General features: G+C 66.7%; 21 protein-coding genes. 7 read left to right on the plus strand and 14 right to left on the minus strand.

Annotated elements, in window-relative coordinates:
• Positions 1-36: 36 nt before the first annotated feature.
• A complete protein-coding gene (locus AC27IY_RS21185; RefSeq protein WP_487178939.1) occupies positions 37-666 on the minus strand; it encodes a maltokinase N-terminal cap-like domain-containing protein in 630 nt (209 codons plus the stop codon).
• A 206-nt stretch (positions 667-872) separates the two neighbouring features.
• A complete protein-coding gene (locus tag AC27IY_RS21190) occupies positions 873-1,436 on the minus strand; it encodes a TetR/AcrR family transcriptional regulator (protein WP_487178940.1) in 564 nt (187 codons plus the stop codon).
• A gap of 88 nt (positions 1,437-1,524) precedes the next feature.
• Between AC27IY_RS21190 and AC27IY_RS21195 the strand changes: the two genes are divergently transcribed.
• Positions 1,525-1,974: a DUF1348 family protein gene (locus tag AC27IY_RS21195; protein ID WP_487178941.1), complete on the plus strand. Its 450-nt coding sequence runs from the start codon at positions 1,525-1,527 to the stop codon at positions 1,972-1,974.
• An 87-nt stretch (positions 1,975-2,061) separates the two neighbouring features.
• Here the strand turns inward: AC27IY_RS21195 and AC27IY_RS21200 are convergent, their stop codons facing one another.
• The gene (locus tag AC27IY_RS21200) at positions 2,062-3,000 is read right to left on the minus strand and encodes a zinc-binding dehydrogenase (RefSeq protein WP_487179116.1); all 939 of its coding nucleotides are present in this window, start codon (positions 2,998-3,000) and stop codon (positions 2,062-2,064) included.
• 223 nt (positions 3,001-3,223) lie between these two features.
• Between AC27IY_RS21200 and AC27IY_RS21205 the strand changes: the two genes are divergently transcribed.
• Complete coding sequence (locus AC27IY_RS21205; RefSeq protein WP_487178942.1) at positions 3,224-3,913, plus strand: hypothetical protein; 690 nt, start codon at positions 3,224-3,226, stop codon at positions 3,911-3,913.
• Positions 3,914-3,963: 50 nt separating this feature from the next.
• Here the strand turns inward: AC27IY_RS21205 and AC27IY_RS21210 are convergent, their stop codons facing one another.
• The 3 genes from AC27IY_RS21210 to AC27IY_RS21220 all read right to left on the minus strand — a co-directional run bounded on the left by AC27IY_RS21210 (position 3,964) and on the right by AC27IY_RS21220 (position 5,621).
• Positions 3,964-5,073, minus strand: a complete 1,110-nt coding sequence (locus tag AC27IY_RS21210; protein WP_487178943.1) for an ROK family protein — start codon at positions 5,071-5,073, stop codon at positions 3,964-3,966.
• A 78-nt stretch (positions 5,074-5,151) separates the two neighbouring features.
• Positions 5,152-5,442 (minus strand): hypothetical protein, encoded by a 291-nt coding sequence (locus AC27IY_RS21215; RefSeq protein WP_487178944.1) that lies wholly within the window; start codon positions 5,440-5,442, stop codon positions 5,152-5,154.
• Complete coding sequence (locus tag AC27IY_RS21220; RefSeq protein WP_487178945.1) at positions 5,439-5,621, minus strand: hypothetical protein; 183 nt, start codon at positions 5,619-5,621, stop codon at positions 5,439-5,441. Before AC27IY_RS21220 ends, AC27IY_RS21215 begins: the two co-directional genes overlap by 4 nt.
• 142 nt (positions 5,622-5,763) lie before the next feature.
• On the opposite strand from AC27IY_RS21220, the gene AC27IY_RS21225 reads away from it, so the two are divergent.
• Positions 5,764-6,015 carry a GntR family transcriptional regulator gene (locus AC27IY_RS21225; RefSeq protein WP_487178946.1) on the plus strand — a complete coding sequence of 84 codons (252 nt, stop codon included), beginning with the start codon at positions 5,764-5,766 and terminating at the stop codon, positions 6,013-6,015.
• 47 nt (positions 6,016-6,062) lie between these two features.
• Here AC27IY_RS21225 and AC27IY_RS21230 read toward each other — a convergent pair whose 3' ends face one another.
• Positions 6,063-6,290 carry a hypothetical protein gene (locus AC27IY_RS21230; protein WP_487178947.1) on the minus strand — a complete coding sequence of 76 codons (228 nt, stop codon included), beginning with the start codon at positions 6,288-6,290 and terminating at the stop codon, positions 6,063-6,065.
• A gap of 181 nt (positions 6,291-6,471) precedes the next feature.
• Between AC27IY_RS21230 and AC27IY_RS21235 the strand changes: the two genes are divergently transcribed.
• Positions 6,472-6,723: a winged helix-turn-helix domain-containing protein gene (locus tag AC27IY_RS21235; protein ID WP_487178948.1), complete on the plus strand. Its 252-nt coding sequence runs from the start codon at positions 6,472-6,474 to the stop codon at positions 6,721-6,723.
• A gap of 282 nt (positions 6,724-7,005) precedes the next feature.
• On the opposite strand, the gene AC27IY_RS21240 is transcribed toward AC27IY_RS21235, so the two are convergent.
• The 5 genes from AC27IY_RS21240 to AC27IY_RS21260 form a co-directional block, all read right to left on the minus strand.
• Complete coding sequence (locus tag AC27IY_RS21240) at positions 7,006-8,685, minus strand: caspase, EACC1-associated type (protein ID WP_487179117.1); 1,680 nt, start codon at positions 8,683-8,685, stop codon at positions 7,006-7,008.
• Positions 8,685-9,038: an effector-associated constant component EACC1 gene (locus AC27IY_RS21245; RefSeq protein ID WP_487178949.1), complete on the minus strand. Its 354-nt coding sequence runs from the start codon at positions 9,036-9,038 to the stop codon at positions 8,685-8,687. Before AC27IY_RS21245 ends, AC27IY_RS21240 begins: the two co-directional genes overlap by 1 nt.
• A 357-nt stretch (positions 9,039-9,395) precedes the next feature.
• On the minus strand, positions 9,396-9,908 hold the full coding sequence (locus AC27IY_RS21250) for a hypothetical protein (RefSeq protein ID WP_487178950.1): 513 nt from the start codon (positions 9,906-9,908) through the stop codon (positions 9,396-9,398).
• Between the two features lie 23 nt (positions 9,909-9,931).
• Positions 9,932-12,010: a hypothetical protein gene (locus tag AC27IY_RS21255; RefSeq protein WP_487178951.1), complete on the minus strand. Its 2,079-nt coding sequence runs from the start codon at positions 12,008-12,010 to the stop codon at positions 9,932-9,934.
• Complete coding sequence (locus AC27IY_RS21260; protein WP_371249707.1) at positions 12,007-12,240, minus strand: hypothetical protein; 234 nt, start codon at positions 12,238-12,240, stop codon at positions 12,007-12,009. Before AC27IY_RS21260 ends, AC27IY_RS21255 begins: the two co-directional genes overlap by 4 nt.
• 572 nt (positions 12,241-12,812) lie before the next feature.
• Here AC27IY_RS21260 and AC27IY_RS21265 point away from each other — a divergent pair.
• The 3 genes from AC27IY_RS21265 (at position 12,813) to AC27IY_RS21275 (ending at position 18,618) form a co-directional block, all read left to right on the plus strand.
• Complete coding sequence (locus tag AC27IY_RS21265; protein WP_487178952.1) at positions 12,813-14,561, plus strand: ABC transporter ATP-binding protein; 1,749 nt, start codon at positions 12,813-12,815, stop codon at positions 14,559-14,561.
• Between the two features lie 11 nt (positions 14,562-14,572).
• Positions 14,573-16,384, plus strand: coding sequence for an ABC transporter ATP-binding protein (locus AC27IY_RS21270; RefSeq protein WP_487178953.1), 1,812 nt, complete (start codon positions 14,573-14,575; stop codon positions 16,382-16,384).
• 185 nt (positions 16,385-16,569) lie between these two features.
• Positions 16,570-18,618 carry a right-handed parallel beta-helix repeat-containing protein gene (locus tag AC27IY_RS21275; RefSeq protein WP_487178954.1) on the plus strand — a complete coding sequence of 683 codons (2,049 nt, stop codon included), beginning with the start codon at positions 16,570-16,572 and terminating at the stop codon, positions 18,616-18,618.
• Between the two features lie 176 nt (positions 18,619-18,794).
• On the opposite strand, the gene AC27IY_RS21280 is transcribed toward AC27IY_RS21275, so the two are convergent.
• Together AC27IY_RS21280 and AC27IY_RS21285 are read right to left on the minus strand one after the other, a co-directional pair.
• Positions 18,795-19,736 carry a hypothetical protein gene (locus AC27IY_RS21280; protein ID WP_487178955.1) on the minus strand — a complete coding sequence of 314 codons (942 nt, stop codon included), beginning with the start codon at positions 19,734-19,736 and terminating at the stop codon, positions 18,795-18,797.
• Positions 19,737-19,818: 82 nt separating this feature from the next.
• On the minus strand, positions 19,819-20,241 hold the full coding sequence (locus AC27IY_RS21285) for an anti-sigma regulatory factor (RefSeq protein ID WP_344211401.1): 423 nt from the start codon (positions 20,239-20,241) through the stop codon (positions 19,819-19,821).
• Positions 20,242-20,343: the final 102 nt, after the last annotated feature.

Raw genomic sequence — 20,343 nt, forward strand, 5'->3', positions numbered from 1 at the left:
GCCCGGCCTGCTCAGGCCGTCCTGCGCCCGGCCTGCTCAGGCCGGGCGCAGGACGGCGAACAGGCCGCGCTCCCGTACGCCGTCCGGCAGGGTCCAGGCGCCGGCGACGTGCCCGATCGCCTCCTCGGGCGCGTCGGCCGGCCCCAGCACCCGCTGCAGCCGCAGGACCGTGCCGTCCGCCGCCTTCAGCTCGGTGCCCTCGTCGTCGTTCCACACGGTCGAGAAACGAGGAAGGACGTCGCCGCTGAAGGCGCGGCTGACGTCCTGGTCGACGGTGTCGCTGACGTTCTGGTCCTGAGCCTGCACCCGGCCCTCTATCAGGGCCGCGAACTGGGCGAGCAGGACCGGGTCGTGGCAGCCGTCGTACGCCCAGCGCCGCCCCAGCACGCCGTGTTCCATGGTGCCGACCAGGGCGTCCTCGGCTTCGTCCAGCGGGGCGCCGCGGTAGGTGAGCGGCACGAAATAGGCGACCGGACGCGCGCCCGAGGTGTCGGCGACGACCATGAACTCCATCCCGACCTCGCCCTGCGGGTCGTCCAGCCGGAATCCACCGGCCTTGACCAGGCTCGGCACGCCGTCGCCTCGATACCAGGGGCGGGTGGGCAGCCAGGCGGTGAGCAGTTCGAGTTTGGTGGGTTTGAGGGTGGTTTGGTGGATGACGGCCATGAACGGGGATTCTCGCATGATCGCCGATCCCGTCATGGCATCAGGGGCCCGTCGGACATTCGGGGCGCTGTCGCCTCAGCGCCCCGTCCGACGCCGAGCGCGCTATCGCCCCGGGACCCCGTCCGACGCCGAGCGCGCTGTCGCCCCGGGACCCCGTCCGACGCCGAGTGCGCTGTCACCACGGGACCCTGTCGACGCCGAGCGTGCTATCGCCCCGGGGTCCCGTCCGCCGCCATGATCGCGGCGGCGGCCAGGCCCGCCGCACGGGCCGCCGTGGCCGCCGCTTCGCGCGGGCTCACCATGGCGACCGCGGTGGCCCCGTCGATCAGCACGAGAAGCTGCTCGGCCACCAGCCCGGGATCCGCCGCCCCGCCCTCGACGGCCAGCCCGCGCAGGTACGCGCGCAGCCGCTCCTTGTGCCGCCGCACCACCTCCCGTACGGCGTCGGACTCCACCCCGAGCTCCCCATAGGCGTTGACGAACCCGCACCCGCGAAAGTCGTCCTCCCCGAACCACCGCTCCAGCCACTCGAACACCGCCGTGATCGGGTCGGGCCGTCCCGCCACGTACCCGGTGAGCGAGGACATCCAGCGCTCGTCCCGCCGCTCCAGGTACGCCACCACCAGCGCCTCCTTCGACGGATAGCACTGGTAGAGCCGCTTCAGCGACACGCCGGAGGCGGCCCGGACCTCGTCCATGCCGACGGCCCGCACGCCACGCCGGTAGAACAGGTCCGCAGCCGCGGTGAGAACGCGTTCCGCGTGTTCCATGACCGGGGCTCCTTGCCTTGGAGAACGAGCGTTCTCTACGATACGGGAGAACGTTCGTTCTCCGCTTGTCGTGCGCCAAGGAGGCCCCATGACCCGCCCGCCCGTCCCGCCGTTCACCGAGGAGACCGCCCGGATCAAGGTCCAGGCCGCCGAGGACGCCTGGAACACCCGCGACCCCGACCGCGTCGCGCTCGCGTACACGGAGGACTCCGTCTGGCGCAACCGCGACGAGTTCCTCCAGGGCCGCGACGAGATCAGGGCGTTCCTGCGCCGCAAATGGGACCGCGAGCTGGACTACGCGCTGCGCAAGGAGCTGTGGGCGGCGTCCGGCGACCGCATCGCCGTACGTTTCCAGTACGAGAGCCGCGACCCCTTCGGCCAGTGGTGGCGCAGCTACGGCAACGAGCAGTGGGAGTTCGACGAGAACGGGCTGATGCGGCGGCGCGAGGCCAGCATCAACGACGTACGCATCGAGGAGTCGGAACGCCGCATCCTCGGCCCCCGCCAGGACCCCGAGCCGCCGCTGCCGCTCGCGTGACGCGACCCCGCCGCGACCCCGCCGCGACTCCGAGCTGCCGCTGCCGCTGCCGCTGCTGCTGACGCTGCCGCTGACGTGGCCCGCCGATCACCGCGCGGGGCGGACCGCCAGCAGCGACTTGCCCACCGTCGTCCGCGCGGCCAGCGCGCGATGCGCGTCGGCCGCCCGTTCGAGCGGGTAGACGGCGCCGACGGCCGGCCGCAACCGCCCCTCCGCACCCAGGCGCAGTGCCCGCTCCAGCCCTTCGCGGGCGACCTCCGGCGCGGGCGGGCCCTCCATGAGCGGGAAGAACAGCCGCACGCCCCGGCGCTCGGCCGCCTCCTGGTCGGGTGACGCGAAACCTTCGCCGGTCCCGTACGTGACGAACCGCCCGCCGTTCGCCACCGCCTCCCGGGCCGCCGTCGTGCCGAGGGCTCCGCCCGCCCCGTCGTACACCAGGGCCGCCCCGCCCCCGGTGATCTCCCGTACCCGCTCGGCCCACCCGGGCCGCGTGTAGTCGACGCCCGCCTCAGCCCCCAGCTCCTTCGCCAGCGCCAGCTTGTCGCCGCTCGACGCGGCCGCCACCACCCGCGCCCCCGCCTCGGCGGCGAGCTGCACCAGCAACGACCCCGCCCCGCCGGCCGCCGCCGACACCAGCACCCATTCCCCCTCCTCGGGCACGCCCAGGTCGGCCATGCCGAGCGCGGTCACGCCGTCGTGCACGAGGGCCGCCGCCGGCTCGTACGCCAGCCCGTCCGGAATCGCGACGATCTCCTCGATCCCGGCGACGACCCGCTCGGCGTACCCCGTGGACGTCCGCGCGACCACCCGCCGCCCGACCCACGCCGGATCCACCCCGTCGCCGACCTCCAGCACCTCACCCGCTCCGCCGCCGCCGGGCACGTACGGCAGCTCCCGCGGAAAGAACTCCTGCCCCCACCCGGCACGCAACAGCGTGTCCAGGAAGATCACATCCGCAACCGCCATCCCGACCACCACCTGCCCGGGCCCGGGCTCCGGATCGGGCACCTCCACAGGAACCAGCACCTCAGGCCCACCGAACGAGGCCACCTGAATCGCACGCACGAGGACGACCGCCTTTCATCGCGGGAGAAACCGTCCTCGCCAGTCTTCAACCTCAACCAAAGTCGAGGTCAACCCGGCGCACCCTGAGCCGGGGCGTCTTTCGGCAGGATGATGCCGGGAACCTCTCTCTCAGCCTGATCGTCCAAAGCTTTGGCAGCCGAGATGAGCGAAGGGCGCACCGGAAGTGACCTATGGCATGCGGCTTGAGCAGGCCATCGCGGATTTGGAGCGCTGCGGCGGGGTCGAGGTCGAACGTCGGCCTCCGGCTCCGGACCTGACACCACAGCGGCTCGAACTGCTGGCGGACCCCGATCAGGTGTGCGAGCGCATCGCCGCCGAGTGGGCTGTGGGGCTGGCCGACGTTCTGCGGCCCTACCATTTCGCGGCCGACGCGTACCATGCGGCCTGGACCGCCACCGATGGAAGCGTGCACGGCGAGTTCTTCCTGCGCAACATCCACGACTGCCTGGTGGGCCGGCCGCACCCGGCGCTGGGGGACGTGAATCTGCCGCCCGGCGACCGTAGCGTCCTCGCGACACTGAAGATCTTCGACGAGGCGCCGTTCGCTGGTGAGGGCGCCGTGGCCGGCCTGCGCATGCCCCCGAAGGGGGGCGAACCCCAGATCTGGTTCTACGTCACGACCCGGACCATGCTGCACCGGTTGCATCTGGACTACAGCACATATCTGGAGACACTGCTGGTGACCAAAGGCGCCTTCGGCTGGCAGTACCTGTTCGCCGACGTCGACCTCAGCGCCCCACGCCACCACGACACCGCCGAGAACCTGACCGCGATGCTCGAGGTCTTTCCCCGATCCTTTCCCGGACACGATTACGAACCGCTGCGCGCACGCCTGCGGGAACGCCTGGGCTAGAGGGCGCTTCTTCTGCTTAGTAGATGGGGGAGCGATGGCTTCCCGCCGTTTCAAGCCGAGGCGACACCCGGTCCGGCTGGATCGCCGGGACCGCCTGGATCGCCGGGAACGCCTGGAGCCGTACCGGCCAGGCCGAACAGCGGCCGCAGCACCTCGCGCGCAGCGATCGCCGCCCCCCGCGCCCCCGCCATGTCCAGATCCGGCACCAGCGCGAACACCGCCGCCTCCCGCTGCTCGACCCGGAGCGCGGTGTACGCCCGCACCCGCCCCAGCAGCCAGTCCCGGAACCGCGCCCCGGCCGCCACGACACCCCCGCCCAGGAAGTACGCGTGCGGATCGGTGAAGTTGGCCGCCATCGTGAACAACATCCCCAGAGCCTTGGCCTGCTGCTCGAACACGCTCAACGCCAGCGGATCCTCACGCTCGGCGTACCCGCGCAAAGCCTTGGCCGCCACCGCTAACGGCTCGTTCGCGAGCGGATGACCCGGATACCGCCCGAGCCAGTAGGGCAGCAAATTCTTCTCGATCCCCGTCAGCGAAGCCAAACTCTCGACATCACACACATTGCCGCAATTGCACTCCGGCAGCGCCTGCCCATCCTCCAACACCTCGCCCGACGGAAGCGGAATGTGCCCAAGCTCCCCAGCCATCCCCGCCGCCCCCCGCACGACCTGCCCCGACTCGACCACTCCGCCACCGAGCCCCGTACCGACAATCGCCGACACCGACGACCGCCGCCCCGCCTCCTCCGCCCCGAAATAGGCGTGATGCGCATACAACGCCGCCGCATTGGCGTCATTGCTGTACACGACCGGCACCTGCAACAAATCCTCCAGCGCCGTACGAATGTCGAACCCGGCCCACTCCGGATGCAGAAAATTCGTCGACCCACGCGACGAGATGACCCCGTGCGCGCTGGCCGGCCCCGGCGTATCCAACCCAACCCCCACCACGGCCGCCCGCCGTACGTCTGCGACCTCCAGCACCCGCTCCATCGCCTCGGCAAGCGCCCGCAACGCCACCTTCGGCCCTTCCCGCACCCGACTCGGCGACTCGACCATCCCAGGAACGAGGAACCGGCCCGCGTCATCGAGCACCGTGGCGTTGTTCGCATTCCCCCCGTTATCGAGCCCAACGACGAACCACGACCCGGAGCCCACACCCACCCCTCCCCCCAGCTGACCCTCCCCTCAGCATCGCCGCGCCCCGTCACACCAGCAAGAGCCCCTACCTGACTCTCATCGCGCCTGTCCCCACAGGATCCGATGGAAGGTGTCCAGGGCGCTCGTCGTGCTCGTCCAGGCCGTTTCGTGAACCGTCCCCTGTATCCGATCGGTCCGCCGTACGAATCCCTGGCCGGCGATGTGACAGAGCTCGTACACGATGCCCCGGCACTCACACGTGTGCGCGACCACGCGAACGCGCGACGTACGGCTGCCGGGCACATACCAGTTGAGAACGAGATGACCAGGCTTCGGCCGCTCATCGTGCTGCCCGTGGTAGTCGGCGAACTCGTCCCACTGGATCACCGAGTCCTCCCCTCGAAGATCGCCGCGAGGCTCTGGAGCGCGACCTCAACCCGCGCCAGCACCAACGCCTGTACGTGATCTCCACCCGCCGGCAGCCGGTAACCGTGCTTTTCGAGCACGGTCTGAATATCGGTGGCCAGCAGAGGCGTGAACCGCGGGTCTGTGATTGTGTTGCCCAAGGTCGGACCTCCCATGTCCGATCAAGGGCCCGCCTCGGCGCTTGCCCCGCCGAGGCGGGCCCGTTTGGTTTTCCAGAACGTTGGTCCAACTCGCATAACCCAACGGCGGCCCCTACCTGCACGTCCGTAACGTGGTGTCCCCGTGACCATCGACCATCTCGACCCCACCCCGATCTACGAGCAACTGGCGCGGATCATCAGGAACCACATCAAGGCCGGCGATTTGGAAGAGCGGCAACTCGTCCCCTCCGAGAGCTCGCTGCAACAAGAAGACGGCATCGCTCGCGGCTCCATACGGCGTGCCATGGAGGTCTCGCGAAAAGAGGGTTGGGTGGTCACGATCCAGGGCCGCGGCACGTTCGTGGCCCCCAGCGCGGGCTGGCCGAGTAACTGACACGCCGACCAGCCTCCGGGATTCGACTCGGAGCGGGGGCTGACCCCTCAGCCGGGCGCCGCAGCTCGCAGATCGTTCCAGTGGTAGCCACAATCCGGAGGAGGAAGACCTTCGAAAGTACGAAGAGGGTCGATCTCCAGATCACACAGCCGTTGATCCTGCGAAAGCGCGTGGTGCGCCACGGCCTTGTTCATCGCGCTGGCCACGTCGCGTGCCTCAACAACCCAGGTGTACGGTGCTTCGCCGTCGAACCGCTCGGTCCCAGCGACGGTCACCGTGAACGTCCTCGTCCAACTCGTGTCGAGAGCTTGTGGCGAACCGCATCCACGGGAGGCGCGCCTGCTGAATCTCCGAACCATAAGCGCAGGGTACGCCAACCTTCCTACTCCTACCTAGTGATTCCTAGGGGTACCTCCGGGAAGGTAGGGGAACCTTTGGGTTCCTATCGTTACCTATATGGACTTCAAGCCCGATGAGCTCCGCTGGCAGGCGGTGGCAGACGAGATCCGACGCAGGATCGCCGAAGGCGTCTACCAGCCCGGCATGCCCGTCCCGGGCGAGCCTCGACTGGCAGTCGAGTTGGGCGTCTCCAAGGGAACGGCCCGCCGCGCGCTGAACGCCCTGCTCGCAGACGGCACCCTGTACTCAGTCCTGGGCAAGGGCACCTTCGTCAATCGTGCTGACGATGCGGATGCCACAGAAAGATAAGTGTCCGGCAGGCGTAGAGGATTGATCCTGGGCATGCCGTTCAATGCTTGGCATATTCCTGAGCGAGAAGGGTTTGAACGGCGCGAGTGGCAGAGTTCTTGGAAGACTCACCAGGATGAGTGCCTACATCGGACTGAGGGCAACAGGGGATACCAGACCAATGCTGGTGAATGGCACGTATCTGCAGATGAGCACTTACGGTTCGGATAGCAGAAAGTCCGAGAAAAAGATCAGTCAGACGCTTCAGCTGGGTCGAGTGTGAGCGGCCACGCGCAACATCGCTTACGTAAGGCTACGCTTCAAAAGCCCTGAATCGTGAGTGCGCCGATGGTACTGCACGAAATCCAGGCCGATTTTGTGTCGGCGATGAGTGTGCAAATCCGTGACAGGCTCCCCGGTGCTCTGATCGATGACACGATAAGAATCGTCGAGCGTCAATGTGCCTAACTCGAAAAGCATGCGATGATTGGGGCACAGGCAAGCCATGTTAGCGACTATGTCTGGGCCCTTATGGGGTGCACCTAGGCTACGGAAGTGAAAAGTCTCGGCGTAACGTATGCCGCCCATGGTTTCGATAGTGGTGCCGCAGACTTGACACTCATAATCGTAGAGCTTCTTGAGCCATTCACTAAGCTGGCGGTCTTGGAACACCCCTCGCGCCACAGGGCTCCAGCGATCGGGAGCTATAGACGGATTGTTCGTATTATTCTCTAGCTGCTCGATAGCTTCTAGTCTAAACCGAATTATTAGGTAGCCATCCTTCCCTGGTTCTGTCCAGTAGTCCGCTACTCGGAAGAGTCCGTCGTAGCTATAGCCTACTGGTGGAGAGAAGGGAGTCCTGGCTTGGGCTCCACGGATCACTCGTACGGGTATATTGGTGATCCGGCTGGCGATGAGGGCGCTATTTCCTGTGCTGGTAGGATCCTGGTCTGCAATGTGAACGCCATTGGAATCTTGCCCGCCATGCCCCGTATAAATGATGACATCCCCGTAATCTTTGTCATCCTTATAGCCGCCGGATAGAACAATCGATTCCGCCCCGCCCTTGGCTCGCGTTCCACAGATCCCGGCCTCAAGTGGTCGATGCACCTTGGCATCATGAAGTGCCCGTCGGTCGGGGAAAAGTGCCCCGAGTTCGACGCCCGCTATGGCGCCGTATCCTGGGGGTGTCTCGAAGGATGTTTTTCTTTCCGATGAGTGCGCAGGTTTCGAGCGCGTCTTGAATGCCTGGTTGATTGCCAAGCTAAGATCTTCGGCAGTGTTGCTGTTGAGCATCTGCGGAAGGGGATGTCCTGCTGCTCTCAGCCTGCCATAAATATGTTGATAGATGGCCTTGATGCTCAGATGCTGCGGCTGTCCCGATATCCCATCTTGAAGTACCTCCAATAATTCTGCAGTGAAAGCAGTGAAGCGCTCTCCTGTAGGTGCTATCGCGGACTGTGTCTTGGGTGATGCTGTCAGGATAACCGTGCCAGCTATGTCGACCGCTCCGCTGGGGATACTGGCTGTGCTGCTCATTGCGCCAAGGGCGCGGCCACTAAAGCAGCTATCAAGTATCACGACTCGTCTTTTGGCCGGACTCTGCAGTACGGCGCGACGGATCTGACTATAAGCTACTGCTGTGAGGGGTAAATAAGAAGGGTCGTTATTTGTTCCAGTAAGCGAGAGCTGTAGTTCGCCGTCTGTATCAGCAAATCCATGACCGGCGTAGTAGACGAGGAAGGTATCTTCGGCTTCTTCTGCAGCCTCCATAAGTGGTACTAGCATGGCTGCCGGTGTGGTCGGCTCCGCAATTAGGCGACAGTGCTGAGGCGGTAAACCCCAAATCCTCCGATCACAGAACGTCTCCTGTAGCGCGAAAAGATTGTTCGCCACTGCCGGCAAGTCGTGTATTGCTTCGTGCTCGTACTCGCTCGTGCCGATGAGAACCGCGCGTGACAGATGTTTGCTTGGGAGGGTCATCACTTGCCTGAATCAAGTGCTGCAATTATGGTAGCAATCGACTCCTCGTCTCCCTTAGTAAGAACTACCTCGATATCGCCACGTCTGATAGTGACGGTTGGCTTGGCGGCGCGAGAGCTGCGCCATGAGAGGTAGGCCAGTGCTAGGTTCGCCAGCTCAAATCCGCTACTTACGAGGAGCTCAATCGTCTCAAAGTCCAGCCCCATCTCTCCTTGCTCGGGGGGACTGGATTTGAGGGAAATTTTCGCATTTTGGCGCACGTGATCGTCGTCTTGCAGCCAGCTATAGAGAGATCGAATCTCCTGACCGGCATCGGCGCCGCTCACCGTTACGTGGATTGCGTTGACGGCCATCGTGATCCTCTCGACGCAGGGGACCACAGGCTACTGCAATTCGGGCGGTGTTGTGGAGGATGTAAGTATGTACTCGTTTGGGCATACTTGTACTAGTAAAATCGGATATAAGCTTTTGGTCCGGCTTATGTGTAGAAGAGCTCCAGGCATGCGGCGGACTCTGCGCGGTGTGGATGCCTCCCGCCGCCATCGGCACTGAAGCTGCTGATGTGCTAGGCGACCTCGGAGGTAGTCATGATCGGGTGGCTCCGTTCCTAGACATCGGCCAGACTCTCCGCGACCGCAGCGGTCCTTCTAGGCGAGGTGCCGGATGGCCTGAGATCGTGTCACCGCCGCCGGTTGCGCCCATTCGTGGCGTCAGGTGGACGGGGAGAGCAGGATGGGCTTGAGTTGGCGGACGAACTCGATGGCGTCCGCTCGATGGTCTCGAGCTGGAGCGCCCGGCGTGATCCAGACGGACAGTAGGCGTCGCGTGTCGGGCGTCCAGGCGTAGGCGTACGTGCTGGGTCCGTTCTTGCCCTTGAACTCGGCTGTATAGCCAGGACCGAGATCGGGCGGCAGGTCCACCCCTCGGTCGTGCTTCATCGTGTTCTTCAGCTCTTCAAGGGACAGAGCTGAAGGATGGTCGAGCTTGATGGACAGCAGGAAGCCTCGCTCGTCGTCCTGTGGATCTGTGACGATGCAGTACGAGAAGGGTCTGCCCGGCTCGCTGCCGGAGGCCTCGTATTCCTCTAGGCCAGTGGCGCGGATGATGGCCTGTTTGGAGATGAGGCCGCATTCCTGAGGGCCCGCAGTCACTTCTCCGAGTGGGCTGGTGTCAGGAGGTGGAGAGGAGGTGCAGGCTGAGACGACGGCGATGGTCGCGAGCAAGCAAGGCCCGAGAAAGGTCGCTCTCATTGAACTGAACTCCCGCCGACGCCGCCAGCTTGCTTGAAGCCGTCCCTGACGGCCTGCACGGGGTCGCGGAAGACGGCTCCCGTGTCACCGAGACCCAGCCAGGTCGTGTAGGCGTCGCGCTGTGCCTCGTTCATCTTGCTCCATGGCACGATCTTGTTGCCGTCCACGAAGTCCCCCTCGGAGCCGCGAGGGTAGTTGGTGGATGAGTAGGGGTGTGTTCTGGCCGGGACTTCACCGTCGCCGAAGAGCCCGTGCCGCATCATCACGTCTGCCGTGATGTCGGTGAACATGTCGATGCTCTGACCGACCGTGGATTCCGCCTGACTGCGCGCTAGCGCTCCCTGTTGCCCGGTCACCTGGCCGAATACGGCGGACTTGGCCTTGTCGAAGAGCAGGCTGCTGATCTTCCCCTGAGGTCCTGGAATCAGGTTCGCCACGCTGGTGACGGCGTCCTTGAAAGCGCCGAACGCGCTGTCGTGGGCATCGGCTTTGTTGATGTGGGCGATGTTGCCCGCATCGGTGACGAGGTAGAGGGTCTCGCTGAGTCTTTCCACGTCAGTGCTGAATTCCGCGCCGCCGGCCCCTGCCATGTGACTCTCCAGAATCCTCTGGCGTTGATCATTCATGTCGGAAGTAGTCGCGTCGGGGTGAGCCTTATGCCATTTCTCGAAGTCCGAACGGACCTGTTCGGCGACACGGGCCGCCCGTTCGTTCAGGACATTGATGCTGTATTGCCCTTGGGCTGTGGCCACCGTCTTCAAAGCGATCGGATCGTCGAAGGCCCACTGCATCACGTTCTTGACTCCGTCGCCGTCCAGCATGACGCCGTAGGGCTGCACGCCCTTCAAGTGAGGATCGGGATCGGAGGCGGGCATCACGCCGGGTGGTTGCGCGACTCGTAGACCGGGGACGCGGTTCAGGTCGCTCACGTACGAGCTGAGGATGTTGCCTACGCTCTGCCGGGTGTTGCGGAGGTTGGACTGGACGGAAGGGTTGGTCCAGAAGTGCAGGGTCCAGGAGGCGATCAGGGCTGATTTGTAGCCGCGGGAACCGCCTGGGGGGAGGTCATGGTCGCGGAAGGTGGTGGTGGCGGCTTCGAGGGCGTGGCCGAGGTCGGTGTCGGTGGCTTCGTACCAGGTGCGTTCGCGCATCAGGTAGTCGAGGGGCTTGCGTTGGGGGTCGGTGAGGAAGTCCTGGGCGGCTCGGGGGTTGTGGGCGAGGGCGGCGGCTACGGCGGCCAGTGGGTCCTTGTACGCGGCCGGGAGGTCGTTGGCGGGTTGCGTGGCGGGGGTCATGTTGTGCCAGTACAGGGAGCCTGGGGGTTGTTTGCGTTCGTAGTCGTAGACCTTGATGGCCAGCTCGCGGAGGAAAGTGTCATCGAAGCGGCCGGTGCGCAGGAGTTTGTTGAGTGCGAAGGCGGTTTCGGGGGTGTCGAGGTGTTCCAGGAGCTGGTCGACGTAGCCCTTCGGGAGCTTGAGTGAGCCGGCGCCGCGTGAGGCGGTGGCGAGGGTGGTGCTCAGGGCGGCGGACAGTTTGTCGAGCTCGGCGATCGCTTCCGGGTCGGCGCCCAGCACGGTGGTGTTGCGGCGGTAGAGGGACGTGAGTAGTTGCTTGAGCTCCCTGGGGGATAGTTGGGTGGCGAAGGCGATGGCGAAGTATGGGTCGTTCTGGTGTTTCTGGAGGTCGGCGAGGGTTTTGGCGTCGATGGCGCCCTTCTTCATGGCGGTGCGGAGGGCGGCGGCCAGGCGGTCGGCCGTTGCGGCGCCGGCTGCGGGGGTGTCGGAGACCCATTGGGACTCGTCGGCCCACAGGGCTTGGGATCTGCTGAGCGCGACCTTCTGGGCGGCGAGCATCAGGTCGAGGCGGCGTTGTAGTTCGGGGACCTTTGTGCCGATCTGGTGGGCGATGTCGCGGGCAGCGCCGGGGCCGGGCATGCTCAGCCGGACCGTGCTCAGGGCCTTGTCCACCTGGGCGCCGGTCTCGGGGACGGTCTGGCTGAGGCGCTTCATCAGGGAGATGAGCTGGGTCATCAGCGTCGGGTCGATGGCGAGGGGTGTCGTCGGGCCGGGGGTCATGAGGTCGCGCCCTCCGGGTGGAGGGTGTCCAGCAGGTTGAGTGCGCGGTCGAACAGGCCGCGGTACGCCTGGTCCCAGCCGTTGATGTCGCGTACGAGTCTGTCGGCGGCAGGGCCTTTTATCGCGCCGGCGTCAATGAGGTGGATCAGGCCGCGGATATCGCCGCTGTGCTGATCGCGCAACTGCTCGATTTGCCGCCGGGCGGCATGGATCTGCTCCTGTGTCGCCATGCTGGGTCCCCTGTGGGCGGTCGACGGGCGAGTGACCATGCGCAGCGTATCCGGGTTGCGGGAGATACAGAGCGCGATTTCCGGCTGCACAGTCAATCGGTATAAGACGGGGCGGGAATATGCATAATGGGGCCGGGTGAAAAAGCGATTTCGTGCGCGCCTAAAAGAGGTTCCGTTCCGGCTTTTCTTGGGTGGTGGCTGCGGGCTGTGCGCTTGATGGCGCGGATAGGGGCGTAGTGGGGTGATTCTCGCGATTCTGCGGACTGTTGTCCACTGGGCGCGAAGTGGGCGTTGTCCGGCAGCCGGCTGTGGTCGTGGTCGCCGGGTGGGGCGGTGATCAGGTGGGTGACGGGGCCGGTAAACCGCTGGGAAATTGTCGGAGGCCGGTGGTAGAAAGCGAGTTCGAGTCTGTCAGCTATCCGTGGTCGGGGGCGGCGCCTGTGACGAGCAGCAGTTCCGAGTTCTCCGTGGCGGGTCCACGTCACGACCGGCGTGGGCCCGTGCGTTGGCTCTGGTCGCATCTGCGGCGGCACCCGTACCATCTGGTCGGGTTCCTGGGCGGGTCCGTGGTCATGACCACGCTCAACGCCATGGTGCCGCAGTACATCGGCAGCGCCTTCGACGCCGTGCTCGGCCACCGGGGCGGGCCGCTGGACGCGCTCGGGCTCATCGCGCTCGCGATGCTGGTGGTGGTGCTCGCGCGCGGGGTGTTCGACCTGGTCGCGCGGCTGTCGAGCGAGGTGCTGGCCAAGCGGCTGGAGCGCGATGCGCGCGACGAGCTGTATGTCAGCCTGCTCGGCAAGAGCCAGACCTTTCACAACCGCCAGCGCGTGGGCGATCTCATGGCGCGGGCCGCCAACGACATCCGGCAGCTCTCCATCATGATCACGCCGGGCGCCGACCTCATCGTCGACTCCGGGCTCACCGGCATCGTCCCGCTGTTCTTCATGGCGGCCATCGATCCGCGGCTGCTGCTGGTGCCGGGGGTGTTCGCGGTGGTGTTCGTGATCGCGCTCCGGGCCTACATGCGCAGGCTCAACCCGGTGGCGACGCGGATGCGGGAGGAGTTCGGCGAGCTCAACGCCGGGCTCAGTCAGGCGGTGCGCGGCATCGAGGTGATCAAGGTGACCGCACAGGAGGGGCAGGAGCGGCTGCGGTTCCGGGCCAGCGCGCGGCGCTACCGCGACTCGTTCGTACGCAACGGGCTGGTGCAGGCCCGTTATCTGCCTACGTTGCTGTTCTCGTTCGCGATGGCGGGGGCGCTCTGGCATGCGCTCTATCTGCAGGGCATCGGGGCGATCAGCGTCGGCGAGCTGGTCGCGTTCATGGGGCTCATGGGGATGCTCGGGTTCCCGACGCAGATGTCGATCTTTACGTTTTCACTCATCCAGATCGGCATCGTCTCGTCCCGGCGCATTCTCGACATCATGACCGCGGAGAGTGAGATCGAGCAGCGGCAGGATGGGCACGCCGCGCCGATTCGCGGCGAGATCGTCTTCGAGAACGTCACTTTCGGCTATGCCGCAGATGGCGAGCCGGCGCTGCGCGGGGTGTCGTTCACCGTGAAGCCGGGCGAGACGGTCGCGATCGTGGGGGAGACCGGGTCGGGCAAGAGCACGCTCACCAAGCTGGTGCCGCGGATCTACGACGTCACCGGCGGGCGCGTGCTGGTCGACGGGGTTGATGTACGCGACTGGGACCTCGACTCGCTGCGGTCGCAGATCTCGACGATCGAGCAGGACATCGTGCTGTTCTCGCGGTCGGTGAGCGAGAACATCGCCTTCGGTCTGGGGCAGCGGGCCGATCGCGAGGCGGTGGTGCGGGCGGCCGAGGACGCGCAGGCCGCCGAGTTCATCGGGGAGCTGGAGGACGGCTACGAGACGGTGATCGGGGAGCGCGGGGTCACGCTCTCCGGAGGGCAGCGGCAGCGGCTGGCCATCGCGCGGGCGCTGCTCACCGACCCGGCGATCCTGGTGCTCGACGATTCCACCAGCGCCATCGACTCGGCGACCGAGGACAAGATCCAGCAGGCTGTCGGGCGCATTCTGGAGGGGCGGAGCACGTTGCTGATCACGCATCGGCTCTCGCAGATTCGGTGGGCGGACAAGGTGTTGTTGCTGCGGCGCGGGGAGGTTGTCGACTTCGGTACGCATGATGAGTTGATTGCGCGGAGTCGGCTTTATCGGCGGGTGTTTGCTCACTATGACGAGATCGACGTTCCGGGTGGCGGCGTTCCGGGTGACGGTGGCGGCGTTCAGGGCGGCGGCGTTCCGGGTGCGGGTGGTCGGGTTTTGGCAGGGGAGCAGGGAGGGGTGCGCTGATGGGGTTCATCATGGATGGACTCGATGCCGAGGACTACGACCGCACCTACAACGATCGTGACCTGCTGCGGCGCATCCTGTCCTACTTCCGGCCCAAGCTGGGCCCGATGCTGCTGGTCGCCGCCATGATCGTGCTGCTGTCGGCGAGTCAGGCGGCGGTGCCCGCTATCGGCAGCCTCGCCGTGGACGCCATCGCTGACGGCACGATCGGCGCGGCCGGGCCGGCGCTCGTGGCGGCCATCCTGGGGACCGGCGTGTTGTCGTGGGTGTTCAACTACCTCCGGCAGAAGCACAGCGCGCAGGTCACCGGCGATGTCGTGCTGCAGCTGCGAGAGGACGCCTTTGACGCGGTGCTGGCGCGTGATCTGTCGTTCTACGACGAGACGCCGTCCGGGCGGATCGTCAGCCGGGTCACCTCCGACACCGACGACTTCGCGACCGTCTCCACTTTGACGATGGACCTCATCAGCCAGGTGCTGATGGTCGGCTTCGTGACGGTGCTGCTGTTCGTGCGCAGCGCGCAGCTCGCGCTGATGACGCTGCTGGTGGTGCCGATCGTGGTCGGGCTGGCGCTGCTGTTCCGGCGGGTGGCGAGGATCAGCACGCGGCGGGCGCAGCGCTCGCTGAGCCGGGTCAACGCCAACCTGCAGGAGACCATGGGCGGCATCGCCGTCGCCAAGAACTTCCGGCAGGAGCGGCAGGTCTACGACGAGTTCCGGCCGATCAACCAGCAGAGCTATCAGGTGACGCTGCGGCAGGGGTTCGTCTTCTCCACCATCTTCCCCGTGCTGTTCACGGTGGCGGGGCTGGCCACGGTCGCGCTCGTGCAGCTCGGCGGGGCGCGGGTGGTGGCGGGTGGGCTCACGGCGGGCGAGTGGTACCTGTTCCTGCAGAGCGTGGCGCTGTTCTGGTTCCCGCTGACGTCGATCGCGGCGTTCTGGTCGCAGTTCCAGCAGGGGCTGTCGGCGTCCGAACGGGTCTTCGCGCTGATCGACGCCCCGCCCCGCGTGGTGCAGACCGACGCGCGGCCGGTCGGGAAGCCGGCGGGCCGCATCGAGTTCCGTGGCGTCACCTTCGGTTACGACCCGGCCAGTCCTGTACTGCGGGACTTCGATCTCACCATCGCGGCGGGGGAGACGGTCGCGCTGGTGGGGCATACGGGTGCGGGGAAGTCCACGCTCAGCAAGCTGATCACCCGCTTCTACGAGTTCCAGGAAGGCAGCCTGCTCATCGACGGGCAGGACATCCGCAGCTTGGAGCTGGGCGCGTACCGGCGGCAGATCGGCGCGGTGCCGCAGGCGCCGTTCCTGTTCAGCGGGACGGTGGCCGACAACATCCGCTATCCGCGGCCCGAGGCGAGTGACGAGGAGGTGCACCGGGCGGCGGCGGCCGTGGGCGGCGGCGACTGGATCGAGGCCCTGCCCAACGGCCTGCTCACGGACGTCGGTGAGCACGGCCGGGCGTTGTCCATGGGGCAGCGGCAGCTCGTCGCGCTGGCCCGGCTGCTCATCCAGGACCCGGCGATCGTGGTGCTCGACGAGGCCACCGCGAGCGTCGATCCATTGACCGAGGCGCAGATCCAGGAAGGGCTTGACGCGGTGCTGGCGGGGCGTACGTCGATCGTGATCGCGCACCGGCTGTCCACGATCGAGCACGTCGATCGGATCATCGTGCTCGATCACGGGCGGATCGTGGAGGAGGGGGACCACGCGACGCTGCTGGCGAAGGGTGGGCGTTACTGCGAGGTCTACAACACGTACTTCCGGCATCAGTCGCCCAACTATCGGGCGGGTACGGGGTTCGTCGCGGTCGGGCAGGGGTGAGCGGGCCGGCGCGGCGCGGGCGGCTGTCGCCGTCGCCGGCCGGGCGGCTGTGCCGTCGTCGGCTGGGCGGCTGATGCGGATTGCCCGCCTGGTGGCGATCTTGGGCGCTACTCTTCGCAGGCACCATCACCGACAGAACAGGTCAAATCATGCGACATTCTGTTGTCATTGGCGTCTTAACGGCCGTGGTCGCCATCGCCAACCTCTTCGTCGGGCAGGCCGCCAGCGCCGCAGCCCCGGCGGCGGCGGCGGGGCAGGCGGCCGGTGGCTGGTACGCCGAGCTGCCGGACAGCCTGCGAGTCTGCGACAACGCCCCCTGGCGGGGCGGGCCGTCCAGTGCGCCGTCGGACGCCATCGTGGTTCCGGCGGGCAACAACAAGGGCTTCGACTTCGGCCAGATCGGAAAGACCTACTGGTTCGCCCCGGGCATCCATGATCTCGGTGAGGGCGAGTACAGCCAGATCTTCCCTGGCAGCGACAGCGTCTACATCGGGGCTCCGGGCGCCGTCCTGGACGGGCTGAACACCAATCGGTACGCCTTCTCCGGCGACGCCTCCAACGTGCGGATCGCCTACCTGGAGATCCGCAACTTCGGCCGCGGCAAGGACAACAACGACGAAGGCGTCATCAACCACGACGCCGGCAGCGGCTGGGTGATGGAGTATCTCTACGCGCACCACAACGACGGCGCGGCGGTGTTCCTGGGGAACGCCAACACGATCCGCCACAGCTGCCTGAAGGACAACGGCCAGTACGGCCTCAGCGCGTACAGGAAGCAGGTCGAGGGCGACTGGGCGATCAAGGACCTTGTCGTGCACAACAACGAGATCGCCGGCAACAACCAGGACGACTGGGAGGCCGAGATCGAAGGGTGCGGCTGCACCGGCGGCGCGAAGTTCTGGGACGTCAAGGGCGCCAAGGTCACGGAGAACTACGTACACGACAACCTGAGCATCGGACTCTGGGCCGACACCAACAACGTCGACTTCCTCTTCGACCGCAACTGGATCGAGCACAACGAGAGCATCGGCCTCTGGTACGAGATTAGCTACAACGCCACCATCACCCGCAACACCTTCAGGCGGAACGGCTGGGTGAGCGGCAACGAGAACCTGGGCTCACCGGCGCCGGCGATCTACATCTCGGAGTCGGGCGGCGACGCGCGGCTCGCCCACGGCACGAGCGGCAGCCCGGACCTCACCATCAACGACAACTACTTCGAGGACAACTTCTCCGGCATCACGGTCTTCGAGAACGCCAATCGGTTCTGCAACTCGAACGGCAACACCAGCAAGTCGTACTGCACGCCGTTCGTCAGCCCCACGGTGATCCCGAAGCCGCACGACGACGACTACCTCGACCCCATCAACGCCACCCATCCCTGCTACACGTCCATCAAGAACGAGCCTTACCGCACTGACTGCCGCTGGCACTCGCGCAACGTCAAGGTGTTCGGCAACGAGTTCCGGTTCGAGAAGGCGAACGTGCCCTGCGCCGGGACTTACTGCGGCGTGCAGGCCCTGTACGCCCAGGGGGACGACAATCTGCCGTGGATGCCGTACACGGTCGCGGAGATCCAGCAGAACGTCATGCTCACCGGCGGCAACAGCTTCCACGACAACACGTATGTCGGTGACTGGAAGTTCGTTAAGGGGTGGGGCGAGGCGATCTCCTGGAACGCCTGGCGGTCCGCCCCCTACAACCAGGAGGCGGGCAGCACGCTCAACGGCGTGACCGAGCCGCCCGCCTCGTCCAACGCCCTCGACGCCGACACCGCGACGCTCGAAGGGTCGGTCGGGCAGTGGGCCGCCTGGTACGGAAGCTCCGTGCAGAGAGCCGCCGGCGCGGCTCACGGCGGTGCCTACGGGCTGCGGATCGACGTCACTGAGGGCGGTGGATGGGGGGTGCAGCTCGCGAACTGGCCCGGGTTCACCGCCACGCCGGGCGTCAAGCAGGTCAGCGTGTGGGCGAGGCAGGGCACTTCCGGGATTTCCACGGCGACGCTCGGCGTGCTGTGGCGCGATGCCGATCAGCAGCTTCTGCGGACCGATCAGGTTCCGCTCGGTGGTCTGAGCGCGGACTGGCAGGAGTTCACGGGGCAGCTCACCGCGCCTGCGGGGACTGCCTCGGTCTCGCTGGAGGTGAGGAGCGCCGTCGGCGGTGCTGGTGACGTGCTCCACCTCGATGACGTCGTGGTGGCCGATCAGCGGTCAGTGTCTGCGCCGCGAGGCTGACGTTCCGGACGGTGGGAGGGCGGTCGCTCCGGTGGTGCCGGGAGTGGCCGCTCTCGCGGCGGGCTGGGGCGGGCTGGGGGAGGGCCGGCCCCGGTCGAGCGCAGCTAGGGTCCGGTCGGAGTGCGGCGGTCAGGGGCTGGTCGGAGCACGGTCAGGGCTTGGTTGGAGCGCCACGGTCAGGGGGCGGGAGTGGTCGGGCTGATCGTCCAGCGGTGGGCTAGCAGGAGCCTGCGGACGCCGTACGCGCCGAGTGGGGTGAGCTGGACGGGTGGGCTGGTCATGATCACGTCGAGGGCGTGGCGGGGGATCTGGCGTAGGAAATGGGCGGCGGCTTTGGCGCGGTCGGGCGAGGCGTCGTCGTGGCGCCAGAAGAGGGTCACCAGATCGCCGATCCCGGCGTCGGTCCTGGTCCCGGATATAGCGTCGGCTCCGGCCCAGGTCCCGGCGTCGGTCCCGGTCCCGGTCCCGGTCCCGGGCATAGCGTCGGTCTCGGTCCCGGCCCCAGCTCCGGGAGCTGCGGGGGCGGTGACTCCGGCGGCCGCCCAGGTGTTCATCGCAATTCGTACGCCGGCGAACAACGCACCGGACGGGTCGTGTGGTCCCGTGAGGTCGTGGGTGGCGGCGGCGATGGGCAGGGCGGGGAGCAGCATGGGGAACGGGCGTTCGGCCAGATGGACCCCCATGAGGTGGGCGGTCAGGGGGAGGATCGCCTCCAGGGGTGACTGGAGGGAGTAGTAGCGGCCGTCCTTCTGCTCGGCCTCCACCCGATCCCGCAGCGAGCCGGCGAGCAGCCGGGCCCACACCTCCAGCTGGGCCTGCTCGGCGGTCGCGTCGGCCGCGAGCCGTGCCCGGGCGGCGGACTTGTGTTCAGGGGAGGCGCGGCGTACCAGCAGGGAGTCCTCGGCCTGGGCGGCGAGTTCGGGGAGGGGCGCGAGCGTGTGCGGAGGCAGCGCAGGGCGTTCGTCGTCGAGCGGTGTGAGCCAGGGGAACAGGCCCGCGAACACCAGGTCGAACCGCCGCGCCGTCCGTGGCAGGCCCGGCCCGGCTGCCACCTCGTACACCGCCGCCGCCTCGTACACGGCCGCCACCTCATACACCGCTGCCGCCTCGTACACCATGGACGGATCATGCACCGCGGCGGCGAGGACGCGCGCGGCCCGCGTACGAAGGTGAGCAGATCCGCTATGGAGTGAGGATCTTTCACGTCCAGCGGGTGATCACGACCGTCGTTCCGCGGCCCGGCGCGCTCGCCAGGCGGAACTCGTCCACCAGCCGCTTCGCCCCGCCCAGCCCAAGGCCGAGCCCGTGGCCCGTGGAGTAGCCGTCGACCAGCGCGACGTCCGGGTCGGGGATGCCGGGGCCCTCGTCGGAGATCGTCAGCCGGAGCCCGGCCCGGGGCGGCGGCTGCAGGTGCTCGATCAGCAGGCTGCCCCCGCCGCCGTGGACGTAGCAGTTGCGTACCAGTTCGCTGGCCGCCGTGATGAGCTTGGTCTGCGCGATGAGCCCGAACCCGGCCTCCAGGGACGCGGCGCGTACCGCGTGCCGGGCGGTGAGCAGGTCACGTTCGGTGCGGATGGGCAGCGAGCGGGTCGCCGCGGGCTCCGCGGGCTCACTGTCACCCAACCCGGATCCTTCCCGTGACCGTCCGGTTAGTTGTCGCGTGGCAAATATATAGGATCGTCACTCCGGTCGCAGGTTCGGGCCTGGATGAACGTAACCTCAGAG

It is taken from the genome of Nonomuraea sp. B208 (assembly GCF_057536035.1).